This window comes from Bariatricus sp. TF06-38A, from assembly GCF_027690675.1.
Lineage (GTDB): Bacteria > Bacillota > Clostridia > Lachnospirales > Lachnospiraceae > Allocoprococcus > Allocoprococcus comes.
Window position 1 is genome coordinate 75,165 of the sequence record NZ_JAQFCE010000013.1, and the last position, 12,743, is coordinate 87,907.

The 12,743-nt window shown below is 42.0% G+C and carries 15 protein-coding genes; 1 reads left to right on the forward strand and 14 read right to left on the reverse strand.

All coding sequences use genetic code 11. From position 1 onward, the window contains the following. Positions 1 to 4: 4 nt before the first annotated feature. From PG418_RS11125 to PG418_RS11180, 12 genes are all read right to left on the reverse strand, one after another. Positions 5 to 1,012, reverse strand: coding sequence for a bifunctional lytic transglycosylase/C40 family peptidase (locus PG418_RS11125; RefSeq protein ID WP_118327221.1), 1,008 nt, complete (start codon positions 1,010 to 1,012; stop codon positions 5 to 7). Then, positions 1,009 to 3,159, reverse strand: a complete 2,151-nt coding sequence (locus tag PG418_RS11130; RefSeq protein WP_118327220.1) for a CD3337/EF1877 family mobilome membrane protein — start codon at positions 3,157 to 3,159, stop codon at positions 1,009 to 1,011. Before PG418_RS11130 ends, PG418_RS11125 begins: the two co-directional genes overlap by 4 nt. Next, positions 3,156 to 5,609, reverse strand: a complete 2,454-nt coding sequence (tcpF, locus tag PG418_RS11135; RefSeq protein ID WP_118660942.1) for a conjugal transfer ATPase TcpF — start codon at positions 5,607 to 5,609, stop codon at positions 3,156 to 3,158. The genes PG418_RS11130 and tcpF overlap by 4 nt, the downstream gene beginning before the upstream one ends. Beyond that, the gene (locus tag PG418_RS11140; RefSeq protein ID WP_005611098.1) at positions 5,596 to 5,985 is read right to left on the reverse strand and encodes a conjugal transfer protein; all 390 of its coding nucleotides are present in this window, start codon (positions 5,983 to 5,985) and stop codon (positions 5,596 to 5,598) included. Before PG418_RS11140 ends, tcpF begins: the two co-directional genes overlap by 14 nt. Positions 5,986 to 6,098: 113 nt before the next feature. Then, entirely contained in the window at positions 6,099 to 6,602 is a 504-nt protein-coding gene (locus PG418_RS11145; RefSeq protein WP_055158607.1) for an antirestriction protein ArdA, read from the reverse strand. A 17-nt stretch (positions 6,603 to 6,619) separates the two neighbouring features. Then, the gene (locus PG418_RS11150) at positions 6,620 to 7,015 is read right to left on the reverse strand and encodes a hypothetical protein (protein ID WP_117458680.1); all 396 of its coding nucleotides are present in this window, start codon (positions 7,013 to 7,015) and stop codon (positions 6,620 to 6,622) included. A 15-nt stretch (positions 7,016 to 7,030) separates the two neighbouring features. Then, entirely contained in the window at positions 7,031 to 7,522 is a 492-nt protein-coding gene (locus PG418_RS11155) for an antirestriction protein ArdA (RefSeq protein ID WP_117458681.1), read from the reverse strand. 83 nt (positions 7,523 to 7,605) lie between these two features. After that, a complete protein-coding gene (locus PG418_RS11160; protein WP_005334889.1) occupies positions 7,606 to 8,133 on the reverse strand; it encodes a YcxB family protein in 528 nt (175 codons plus the stop codon). Between the two features lie 89 nt (positions 8,134 to 8,222). After that, a complete protein-coding gene (locus PG418_RS11165) occupies positions 8,223 to 8,444 on the reverse strand; it encodes a hypothetical protein (RefSeq protein ID WP_004844214.1) in 222 nt (73 codons plus the stop codon). Further along, entirely contained in the window at positions 8,441 to 8,575 is a 135-nt protein-coding gene (locus PG418_RS11170; RefSeq protein ID WP_081021271.1) for a DUF3789 domain-containing protein, read from the reverse strand. The genes PG418_RS11165 and PG418_RS11170 overlap by 4 nt, the downstream gene beginning before the upstream one ends. 2 nt (positions 8,576 to 8,577) lie before the next feature. Then, positions 8,578 to 9,810 carry a MobT family relaxase gene (mobT, locus tag PG418_RS11175; protein ID WP_215656446.1) on the reverse strand — a complete coding sequence of 411 codons (1,233 nt, stop codon included), beginning with the start codon at positions 9,808 to 9,810 and terminating at the stop codon, positions 8,578 to 8,580. 220 nt (positions 9,811 to 10,030) lie between these two features. Continuing rightward, positions 10,031 to 10,444, reverse strand: coding sequence for a hypothetical protein (locus tag PG418_RS11180; RefSeq protein ID WP_005334885.1), 414 nt, complete (start codon positions 10,442 to 10,444; stop codon positions 10,031 to 10,033). 107 nt (positions 10,445 to 10,551) lie between these two features. On the opposite strand from PG418_RS11180, the gene PG418_RS11185 reads away from it, so the two are divergent. Further along, on the forward strand, positions 10,552 to 10,752 hold the full coding sequence (locus PG418_RS11185; RefSeq protein ID WP_005334884.1) for a helix-turn-helix domain-containing protein: 201 nt from the start codon (positions 10,552 to 10,554) through the stop codon (positions 10,750 to 10,752). On the opposite strand, the gene PG418_RS11190 is transcribed toward PG418_RS11185, so the two are convergent. Beyond that, the gene (locus tag PG418_RS11190; RefSeq protein WP_498837378.1) at positions 10,744 to 12,135 is read right to left on the reverse strand and encodes an FtsK/SpoIIIE domain-containing protein; all 1,392 of its coding nucleotides are present in this window, start codon (positions 12,133 to 12,135) and stop codon (positions 10,744 to 10,746) included. The genes PG418_RS11185 and PG418_RS11190 overlap by 9 nt on opposite strands. A 103-nt stretch (positions 12,136 to 12,238) precedes the next feature. Then, positions 12,239 to 12,634 carry a DUF6483 family protein gene (locus PG418_RS11195; protein ID WP_008704173.1) on the reverse strand — a complete coding sequence of 132 codons (396 nt, stop codon included), beginning with the start codon at positions 12,632 to 12,634 and terminating at the stop codon, positions 12,239 to 12,241. Positions 12,635 to 12,743: the final 109 nt, after the last annotated feature.

Here is a 12,743-nt window from a genome sequence, read left to right on the forward strand (position 1 = left end):
CTTTCTATTGTTTGATTCTTCCGGCACAAATGATATGCTGTTGCCAGTAGGCAGAGGTCAAATCGGTATAGCCGATTGGATTTCCGGCATGATACATCTGATTGTTTCCCACATAGATTCCTACATGGGTAACATAGTCGCTGGTATTGTAAGTGGAATGGAAAAAGACCAAATCGCCAGCCTGTGCCTGTGACAATGGAATATGCTGTGTTGTGTCATACTGTGCCTGTGCGGTTCGTGGCAAACTAATTCCGGCTTTTCCGTAACACCACTGGGTAAGACCAGAACAGTCAAAAGAGGTGTTCGGATTACTGCCACCATAGACATATTTCCAGCCTTGATATTTCAATGCTTCATTCATAACCGCCTGTACGGTTGCGTTGCTGAACTGCTTTACAGTCAGATATTGGTTGACCAGCTCCACATAAAACATATTCCCGTAGTTATAACGCCAGCCACCATTTTTACTGACTGCTATCGGGTTCGTATAGGTCACTTTTATACCGCCGGATTTATTCTTTGCGAAATTCTCTGCAAGGTTGAAGCTGTGCTTTTTCCCGTTCTTCGCCACATAGTCTGCATAGCCACCACCATAGTTATAAGATTGAATGACCACGTCAATGTCATTCATACCTTTGGCTTTACAGGAAGAAAGCAGGGACGCAAAATATTTACATCCCTGCTTAATGGATTCTTCCGTACTTAATGAGTTTGGCGGTAGTCCCAGACTTTCACTGGACTGCATGACATCGGTAGCCGTACCGCCACTTTCCACCTGTATGATGGCAAGCAGGACGTTCACATACTCCAAGATACCGTTTTCTCTGGCGTATCTTTCTACTATCGGCTGATGTTTGAGGACATCTGCTGACAGGTTCATGCCAGAGTAGACCGCCGAATAGCTGTTAGCGTTGTCATCATCTTCGCCGGAAATCAGTATCCCGAAAAAGAGGACGATGGAGAAAAGGACAGGAAATATCGTACCTATGATAAGGATACGCTTTAATCTCATTTTTTCCGTCCTTTCTCTGATGGCTTCCTAACAATTTTACGGTTTTGTTTTTGATTGACCTGTGTTTTCTGTACCGTTGATTTTTTCGCATTGTTGGTGGTTTCTGTTACTTTCGGTTGGTTCGTTCTGACAACAGGTGTGACCTGCTGTTCCTGTCTGATATTGGTTCGGACAGTTTCTTTTCCAACTTTGACTTCTGCATTTTTTATCACAGGGGAAGTAGCAGGACGTTTCCTTTCCGGCTTTGCAACCGTATCTGCCTGTGCAGGTTTTGGAACAGGTGTGGCAACAGGGCGTTCATGGCTTCTGGTAGCTCCGACTGTCGCTGATCCATTCGCATGAACATTCTGTCTTGCTTCCTGTGCTTTCTGTAATTCCTGTTTTTTCTGTGAGATATTTTCCCTATGCAGATTGCGTTTCTGTGTACGCTGTTCCTGTCGGTTTTCCCGTTCTTCTACAATGCCACGCTTAAAGTCAGATACATTATCCTTTGCTTTCTGTTTGGCAGAATGGACGGCATAACCAGCCTGTGTCGGTAAGTCTTTCACATTTTCTTTCAGAGAAGAAGCACTGTCACGGACTTTATTTTTCGTATCCATCACAGCACCTACCGCAGAACCGACACGGCTTCCCATGGAAACCTCATTATTCCTTTGTGGTCTGGCTGGCGTATTTTTATGTGTAGAACGAGAGTGATTATAAGCAGAACCAGCGACTGCACCAGCACCAGCTCCGACCATACTTCCTGTACCCACAGCCCTTGCAAGTCGGCGTTCCATACGTCTTGCCCTGTGTCGCATGAACACCATCGGTCTACGGAATATCCGGCGACCTATCTGCTGGCTGTCATTGGCATTAAGGCTGAACATACTCATTAGTTCTCCGAGCTTCATGTAGATTCCGGCAAAACAGATTATCTGCAAAAACGCCACCATGAAGAACGGATAGTCCGTGGAAATGTTGTAGAACATACTGGAAATCGAAAATGCCACGGTCACAATCAGCGTAATTCCGGCTCTTGTCATAATGGCGTTGAACACACGGACAACTGCCTGTTTCGCCATGTTCTCATAGGTCGGTATCATGGACAGTAAAAAACTGACAGGTAAAAACATGGCATATATGATAAATAGTATCTGGGAAAATAACATCATGCCGGTAAGCAGGAAGATAAAGATTGTGATACCGAGATTGAAAATGAGCAGGAAGAACACCATACCCAGACGGTTGACGACCTGTGGAATGGTAAGGTTGTCATTGTCGTTATCTTCAATCTCTGTTTTGACAACATTTTCCCTTGTTTCTCCATCTTCGTCTGACGGACTGGCAGATACCAGAGCTTCCACACGGTCAGCCCCGATTTCTTCGGTATCACTGTTCCCGAACTGTAACAACAGCCACGGTTTTTCTACCTGTATCGAAAACAGGCTGTCACGGATAAGGTCTACGCTGTCTTTCCCTTTGCTTTGTGAATCGGGGAGCATGATTTTTGTCCCCAAGTCCAGAGAAGCGGTGCTGATGTCCGAACTGAAATCATTGATTTTCTGGATATAGTTGGGAGCATAAGCAATAAAGGACGCAGACACAATGAACACCATCACAAAGTTGATAACAGCGTGAAGTGCCTTGCTTGTTTCCCGTTTGAGAAGCCCTGTATAGGCGATATAAACACCTACAATCAGAATGATAATGAGCAGGAATCCCACATAGAATCCACTGCTGGAAAATCCGTTTTCGGTCACTCCGGCAAGTGTCTGGATACTTTTCCCGATACTGTCAGCCATGTCATTGATAAAGTCCAGCTTATACGCCTGTTGCACCACATATCCTGTGGCATTGCTAAGATACAGGCTGATTGTCCAGACAAAATTTGTGATACAGTAAAGCCCGTACTGCACCGATTTTCCAATGCCGTCCAGCCAGTTCCACGGAAGCCATGACCAGCTATTGTCCACATAGAAATCAAGCTGATAATTGGAAAGCGGATACTTTGAATACAGGTTGTCTGCATTGACCGTATCATCGACCAGTCCAGACGCATGAGCTACTGTCCCAAGCAGGGACAGCAGTACCAGCGTGACGGTCACGGCAAGCAGAACCAGTTTCAGTACATGGAATACCTTTTCTTTTGTGACAGATTTCATCATTCCAAATCCACCTCACTTTTTATCGGCGGTCTGGTATCAAAGGCATGAAGCAGTTCTACAAAGACAGGGTGTATCTGTACCACACCCACACGCCCGTATAAATCCTGCATTAAACATTGTCCGTTCTCCAAATCCCTCAACCGTTTCTGGTTGTTTTCGTCCTCACTGTCCAGTCCGAAAAACTCTAAGGTCTGTTTGATTTCATTGGTATCTGTGGAGCGGAACGCAAACTTTAAACCGATGTTATTTTTTAGGCTTTCTTTCGATACGTCCCCAGAGGATTGTGTCACGAAATAAACTCCGGCGTTCATGGCTCTACCAGCACGCACCAGCTTATTTGAGAGGGTTTCGCCCTGTGCCACATTTAAGAACGCCCATGCTTCATCAAGGTCTACAATCTTAAAAATGCTTCGGTCTGAATGGATAAAGTCTAAGGCAAAGGTAGATATTACAATCAACATTGCCACCGATAATAATTCAATGGTCGTGTATTCGTCAAAAGTAGTATCTTTATCCGGCAGAACCAAATCCGCAACCTGTATGATATTGAGCTGGTTATCCAGACTGATAGTATTTTTCGCTGTTCCGTCTGAAAAGAGCAGGTGTGCAAAATCATAATTTGTAAAACTGTCAATATGATTTGCGATATGGTTTGCAATAGGCGTATTTTCTTTCCGTAATTCTGTGATAACATTTAGCAATCCTCTTTGTTCACTTTCTGATACTTTGCTGATTGCACTGATAAGCACAGGGAACTTGTCTCCATCACGGGTTGAGATACCTGTTAAAAATGTTAAAATTTCTTTTGCCAGTGTAGCTCCGTCCTCTTTATCTTTCATAATTACAAACGGGTCAAGAAGCCCTGCATTTTCCTTGTCGCTGGTAAGATTTACAATGTTGATTTCCTCTGCAATCTCCGGCAGTGTTTCTTTCCAGTTTCCACGCTCACTTTTCGGGTCTAGGATAACTGCCTGTCCCCCGAACAGGACGGAATAATACACCAGCAGGTTATTACAGAATGATTTTCCACCACCAAGCGAACCGACAAAGGCAGAAGCCAACGCATTTGTGACCGTACCTTTTATCCCTTGACTGGCAAGGGACGGTTGCAGGTAGACATTTCTTCCTGTATCCACGGAATATCCGATATAGATTCCTGTATTTTCTCCCAACATCTGGGTAGCACCGAAACCAAGTCCGGCTAAAAAATCGGATTTCACATACTGGATATAATCATTGATATAACGCTTGCTGGCTGGAAGAAATTCTCCATGCAGTCCCATCATATCTCCGGCAGGGCGTACCAGCTTCACGTTCAAATCATCGTAAAAATCCTTAACCTCATCGCAACGGCGTTTCAGTTCGTCAAGATCGGGTGCAGACACCCGTATGACGTAACTTAACTTATACATACTTTCCTTGCTCTGGTCTAAATCTGTTTCCAGTTCATCGACACTGTCTAAGGCTTCCACCACATTTGAACTTGTTTCATTTCCGGCTTGATAGGCGTGATTGTCCAAGTCCTTTAATTCCTTTTTTTTGTTGCGGACAGTAGTTAAGGCTTTTTTATTTCCGACAATCTCAACATTCATGGACGTATCCACAGGGAATGTGAACTGCTGTTGCTGGAAATAAAAGATTTCCGATGATGGGAAGTCCAGCTCCCCGACAATGGCATTGACCGTAAAGTAGGACACATAACTTTCACTGTCCTCATGTTCCAGACGCAAATATCGCTGGCTTTCTTCCACCACACAACGGGTAGGACGGATAAGGTCATAATACTTAATCAGTGTTTCCCTTTTTAATTTTCTTTTTGGCAGAGGATACACATAATCTTCATAGGCTATCCCGTCCCTGCCGTAGAGGTGTTCCATCAGATACGCAAAGTCTTTGGCTTCCAGTCGGCGGATTTTGAACCTACGGGAGATTTTATTTTCCAATAACTTCTCCATCTTCACATAACGGTTGATTTCATCATTGCTCATGGAAACAAAGTCATTCATCAGCGTGTGTCTTACCTCGTTCAAAAACTCACGGAATGTCAGAAATACCGATTTTTTGATGTTCTTCAGATTGACTTCGTCCTCTGTGACCATGAGCTTGAATCCCAGAAAGAAACGGTAATCAACTTGATTGTCGCCTATCATGGATACAAGGGCTTCGGTCTGGTCGTCTATCTTTTGGATTGCTATCTCATGGAGCTTTCCAGTGACCAGCTTCTTTGACTGTTCCTGTATGCTTCGGATTGAACTTTCGGTTGCAATCTGCAACGCATGAATCTTTCCCTCACGGGACTGTGCGATAAGCTGACGGAAGCTGTCATGCACAAGGTATTTCTGTTCTGGGGATAAGAATGAATAATTGTACGGTATCAGCTCATAGTAGGCGAACACCTCATTGTCCTTATTCCAGACAAGGTTATTGTCGATATATTTAATCGGGAACATAGGTCACACTCCTTACTGCCGTGATAGTTTCCTCAAATTTCTGCTTATGCAGGTTCACGGCTTTTCCGGCATAAGTCACTTTGGGACGCAGAGCATACAGCACCATCGTCTTGATGTAACTGTATGGCTTTTTCCCGTCAAAGGTTTTCTGTGACATAAACCATGTGAGGGCAACGGGAATCCCGAAATATTTTAAAAATGCTCCCTCAATCATGGAAAGTGGCGGTACATCTGCAAACAGAATGATGATAAATTCCGTCAGTACAAACCATGTAATCTGGGTAAAGGTTACAGGGAATGGCAGGTTTACATCATTGATGGCATACAGTACCTTTTCCACGTTCCAGATACTTGTATAACTTCGGATTTTCTTCACTTGTAAATGCTCCTTTCTTCATTTTCATAACAACAGGGACAGCCGGATTTCCCAGACTGCCCCCAAGAGAAAAGCTGACAGTAGCACCAGTGGCGGTGCTGATCTGCCAGCCCTTAACGCAGTACCTCACAGATACCAGCGTTTGTTGCAATAAATGTCCCCTCTATATCGAGGTCACGCCCGTAGGCTTCGTAGTCGATATAGTTCTGTAAAGAGGACGGGATTTCTCCGAGTACCTGTTCTTCATCAATCAGATAGTAGGCTAAATCGGTCATCGTTTCACAGCCGGAATACAGAATGATGTCGTCTTTATGCTCCACCAGTTCTTCCAGACTGCCATAATAGGATACAAAACTGTCCAAGTCGTCCAGCAGGTAGTCTGGTAATTCTTCCAACTGCTCATAGATACGGTTCAGTTCTTCGATGGAAGTATATTCGCTAATCTCCATAGGGAAGTTGTCCGTATCGTGGATTGCGTATTCTTCGTACTCTGCATTTAAGCCGATACGTTCTGCAATCACTTCTTCGTCCAACGGAAAAGAGAACCAGTCCCCGACCAGTTCTCCCTCATTGTACTTGCCAAGATTGGCTATATAGACTTGCATATCATCAATCATAAGCGGTTCACTTCCTTTCACTCATTGTATTCATAAAATCTGCCATGCACACATAAGAAATGTTCTGATGTTTTTTTCATATCTGAACAGTTCCGATGGTATGTAATACTGCCAAGTCCGGCTTCCAGCTCTTGCAGATTTGAAAACCATTCTCTTTGAATTGCAGGTATATCTTCGGGTGGAATTTCACTCTCCGAAATTGCAAGGCAGACATTGTTTAACAGGTCAAGGTCTGTATCTTGCAGGATTTCAAAAGGAAAATCATAATCACTGATAAGATAACGGTCACTGTCCGGCGGTAAGCCAATGGATTGTTTTAATGCTTCTATGTTGCAGGGAAGTGTAAACCATGCACAGCCTGTATCTTTTTCCTGTTCATCAAGATTGATAACAAATACTTTCATTTCTGCCATAAGCAATACCACCTGTCAAAGTTTAAACATTCCATTATTGCAGACAGCATAACGTCCTTTTTCGTCCAGTTCATGGGCGTAGGCTTCCAGATTAAAATATTTCTTTCCCTTTTCGGAGAGAGCAGAAAATTCAATGTTATGCTCCAAGCGGTAGCGGGCAACGTCCATGATGTTGTGACACTCTGGATAAAACAGAAATTCTTCTGATTTCTGCAATAAATCCTCTACACCGCCACAATAAGGAATCAACTCTTTGTATGCCTGCTGAACTTCTGGCGATAAATCCGTGTAAGCAAAGTATAGCTTGTTTAATCGTCTGACAGAAGTTGTCCTTACAATGTCGCCAGCAAAGGGGAGCTTCATATCTATAATCTGATAATCATTGCTGTCAGCTTTCACGCCGAGCAGGTCACGGAACAGCTCATAATCAATGGGTAAATCAAACCAGCGAGAGGTTTTATCCTCTGCTGATTTGGTCGTTTCAATCAATACGCTACATTCTTCCATCGTAATTCAGTCCTTTCTTCTAATTTTGAGTATGAAAAAAGCAGTCGATCATAACTGAAAGACTGCTTAACTCTAAAACAATATTAAAGCGTTTCTTCTTTTAAATTCTGACTCAAAAGGGATTTTAACTCTTTTACATCATTTTCAGACAAATCATTTTGATTAACAAGAACCATTTCATTTTTTATTGTTCTGATATATATGTAATTTCTGAAAATCCCCCAACATTTAAAGGCGTTCCAATGATTAGTCCCGTTACCGATATCAGAACTAACTGTAATACCATCGGTATCAAAACAATATTCACGTTTTCCCGAAGTCAATTTATTATCCATCTTTGAATGAACAATATTTATTACTTTTTTCTGAAATGTGTTAGCTCCGTTTATGATAATCCAGATAAAGAAAACCGAAAATAATAATCCAATAATACCATATCCAATACGACTATTCATAAAACAAAGAATCGTATATATTAACATTATGACAGCCATCACAGACGATAACCCTGTTGCAAATTTACGTTTCTTTACATTTTTATCACTGGCTAAAACGATTTCTTTTAAAATATCTTGTTCTTGCTGTCCGATTTCAATACTGTATCTAACCATAATAAGAATCTCCTTTAAACATTTTAATGATATTAGTATATTACCACATATTACCACAAGTTTGTGTTCAAAATGTGGGATTCTTAATTTTACGCTCCAATAATCTTATTAAATAACTGTAACAATACGTCTTTTACGCCGGACGCATTGAATACAAGACCAACGGCTACTAAGGCAACTACCAAGAATCCGATGAGTTTGGAAAACTCACGCTTGAATCCCAAGTAGATACCGATAACAACAATCGCCATCAACACAAGGCTCTGTGCATTGCTTAAAAACCAGTTATAAAGGTTCTGTCCAAAATTCATGCTTTCTTTTCTCCTTTCAGTTCCATCATTTTTCTGTCAGACTGTCTGCCAGCCTGTAAAATACACATGGCAACCACGCCAACTGTTCCCCCTAAAGAGAAGAACAGGAAGTCAAATAATAATCGTTGCATTTTCAATTCTCCTTTTCTAAAATCACATCTTCGGTAGATGTGGTCTGCTGTTCAATTATCTTGTAATGCTTTTCCGTCAGTTTCGTGGATTTACGGATTTCTTTCAGATAATCAATCCCTGTTTTCGCTGTGATTGTTTCCAGCATTTTGAGTGTCGGGTCAACCTGCCGTTGAATCCAGCGTAGGGTTCTGTCCAGTGTGTAGGGTTCGGGTTTGGTCGTGAGCTTTAACGGCTCTCTGTTTTCCCCAATGAACCACGCCCAGCGGACAGATAATTTCCAGTCGCTCCGTTTCTTGTCTGCTTCCTTATCCACAAAGCGTACATAACGGTTGATAATAGAAAATGCCGTCCGTTCAGCGTCATAGTAAGTCAGCAGGTCACGGACAGCATAATAAGCACGTTCATTTTTTAACCGTATTTCAAATCTGTTTTTTATCGGTGCTTCCTCAATGGGAATCCCAAGTTTGATGTACTGCTCATAGCTTTTTTCATAAACACAGAAGTACACCTCACTTTTCAATGAGCCGATATACAGGGTGTAGCCCATACCAGCCTTGTCCTGTTCCTCATGCTTGACCAGTTCGCCGGAAGCATAGGACTTAAAGGAACGGAACACCGATACACATTCCTCATTCCGGCATTTTTCGGTCAGTTCTGGAATATCCAACATTCCTGTATGGTCATTGATGGCAAGGTCAAGACGTTTCATCACGCCACCGTCCACCAGTGCGTCCATAAGGAAGTCATACCAGCTTCGTTCCTGTGCCAGCAGATAACTTTCAAACTGGCGACAGCCTTTTCCTTTCAGTTCCAGCAGGACACCTTTTTCTTCATCGGGAGAAGTATATACGAAAATATCTCCGATGTAGTAGTGTTCTGTATAACTGTAATGCCCGAAGTCCTCATGTATCATGTATTGAATATTGAGCTGTAAAATATCTTTGATGATGTGTCCAATATCCAGTGTCGGAAACCGTATCCTCACATAATCAAACAGCATGGTAAGCGGTGCTTCTGGATTGAATTTTTCCAGAGCTTCCAAAAGTTTTACTTTCATTTCTTCTGTGACTGCCACCTTGCCGGATTCGATACGGCTTAAATGTTCACGGCTGATTCCAGCCATGACCGCAAGTTTCGTCTGGGATACACCGTACTGCAAACGTTTGTCTGCAAAATCCTGTATCCACTCTGTATCATTCAGTGCGATACCCCCTTTACGAAAAAACTGTGACATTTTTTATCCGATGTCACAGCAGTAAAAAAAGCTACCAAACGCTTGATTTTAGCCAAGAATCGGTAACTTTTGTGTATGTTTCCTTGTGATTTGTGCCCCTCTGTTAGATACCGAGGGGCTTAATATATGCTGGCGTGGCTACCGCCACACCAGCAAGGCTAGTCCGTACCTGTGGCTTTCGCTTCGCACGCCACCTGTCCGTCCTGCCTTATGTGTGCAATCAGTCCATTTCCAGAGTAAATTTTTCTGGATTGTCCACAATATTGTATGTGCCGTCTATCTGGTTCTCCTGCCGATAGGAAAAGCTAAATGCCGAGTTGCCGGATTCAGCGTCTTTCTGGTTCTTGTAGACCGTAACAGAAAGTGCGTGGGGAATCTGAATATCATAACTGAAACGGACACTGTGAAAAGAGTTGTCCCTGCATTTTTCAAATATTTGTTCCGCACATTTCTGTTGATCGGTCACGACCAAAGTGTTGAGTATGACCGACACCCGTAGCTCATAATGGTTATCAGAGCCAGAGCCAGACGAAGAAGATACGTCCATCTGTCGTCCCCATTGCAGGTAAAACAGGATTCCTGCCAAGAGCAGAAGTATAGTGATTACTATAATTATTGTCCGTTTTCTTATCATTTTAATTTCCTCCGTACACCTGTATTACAGTACAAGTGTATAGCAAAACAGCTTATTTTTCAATACAGCTATATTTATAATTTGATTAAAAGACGAGGTAAACAAAAATGACAGTATACATGGATTTAGAAAATCTTCTCAAGGAAAAGAATATCAGTAAAAACAAAGTCTGTGAAGCCTGTAATTTACAGAGAACACAGCTTAACAACTACTGCAAAAATAAAGTAACCAGAATCGACTTCTCCATCTTAGCAAAGTTGTGTGAATATCTGGACTGCACACCTAATGACATCTTGAAATTAAAGTAAGGCTTCGGATTGTTCCAGAGCCTTTTTTTCTGTTCTCCTTTCTGCAAGTTCCCCAATCGTACCTAAGAAATCATAGCCTTTGGGTACAAGGGGAGTGTAAAATTCCGATATGACGCTTGTTCCCACATCACAGTATCCACGCCCTTTGATTCGCTTCTGGAAAAACTGTTTTTTCACATCACTTCCAAAGAGCATACCGTAGCCAAGTTCGCTCATGCGACCAAGCCCCACACGGAAGTTAAAGTTATCTCTGATACCGTCCCCGAAATACTTTGCGTCTGGACGCTGGCAAGCCACAATCAGAAAGTATCCAGCCTGTCTACCGAGCATGACGATTTTCTTTAGTTGGCTTAACAGGGCGGTACTTTCTTTTGTCGTGAGCATTTCTAGGAAAGCCACGTATTCATCAAAGATAAGGAACTGTGGAGCAAGCCCCAGATAGGCATAGTTTTCCCCTGTACGGTAGTTCGGGTGCAGTTTCATTTCTTCCGAGCGTGTGACCATGCCCTCATAAAAGGCATTGACGCAGTCAATCATATCGTCTTTCGTGTGGTAGACATTTCCCATGACCGTTCCCAAGTCTGCAAGGTCAGCGTTCTTCGGGTCAAGAATGTATAAATCCGCATTGGTTCTAAGCAGGGCTTCAATGATGGTCAATAGAAAATATGTCTTTCCACCACCTGTACCACCACAGATAAGGGCATGGGGAAGTGAATCATATTCCCACACCAGATTTTTCATTAACCGCAGACCGCCATTTTTAGCAATCACTTCATCAATCGAAATACGGTTCGCTATCATATCATAGAGCAGGGTGTATTCGATATAGCCGTCATGCAGTGTCTTGTCGATCAGCTCACAGTACAGCCCCGATTCCAGTTTATCCTCTAAGGACAGGAGCTGTTCTTGATATTTTCCCATTGTGATTTCACACAAGATATGGAGCAATCCATTATCCATCTGGTAGTAGATTTTCGGAAACCACACGATTTTTTCTCTTGATCTGCTTTGCAGGTCAGTGAAAAAACCGCTGTCTTTGGTGTTTTCTGCTTCATACCACTTATTTTCCAGCACCATACGAGCCAGCTTTTGGCGGTGTAACAACCGCTTGATACGGTCATATCCGTAACGGTAGTAGAGAAAAACGACCAATGCACAAACACCAGTCGCTATCAGAACCGTAATGGAATTGTAGGCAGTCCATGTGATTCCGGCATGGAGCAGGTTAAAATCTTTCCAGTCGGTAACAAGGAGCTGTCGCAGGTTCAGTAGCAGGAATACCGCAACGAACAGGAGCAACAACCAGCCGATACAGAAATGATAGACCAGTGATTTGTCACTGGCACGAATCCTGTTACCTTTAGAGTTTTTCCATACTTTCATATAAACTCCTTTCTTTGGACGTAAGAAAAGCAGTTAATCATGTAGACTAACTGCTTTGTGAATATAAATATAAAATTATAAAGGCTGATTTTTTAATTCTGTATTACTCATCATATTTGAGCAAATAAAGCAAATCGCTATATCCCGATTTCATAAGTAATTGTTTGAAACCAGAAAGCACTTCTTCTTTTGTATAATTGTTGTTTTCCAAAAACTGATTATCTTTTTCACTAAGGTACTGATAAAAAAGAGCCACCGCCATTACTTCGTTTTTGTTTGTATAGTCAATGCTATCTAAAAGTATGTTCTCTGCTTCGTTAATCTGTCCTAAATCAATCATATTAAGAAAAATTTTCAAATTTTTTCCCGATACTTCATACTTGTTTTCTTTTTCAAGTTCAACAGAAACATACTTTTTCCCAAAAGCTAATGAAAATAATACTCTTACCATTTCTTTTATCATTCGCATGATGTAATCTTTTTCATCGGTAAAATTCATTTTCCCATCTCCTTAAATGTTGGTTTAATTGTTTGGAACATATAAGCTAACTTATAAAACTGGAATTTACTTTAATAAATATTTTTCAAACGCTTTATGATTATCAAAG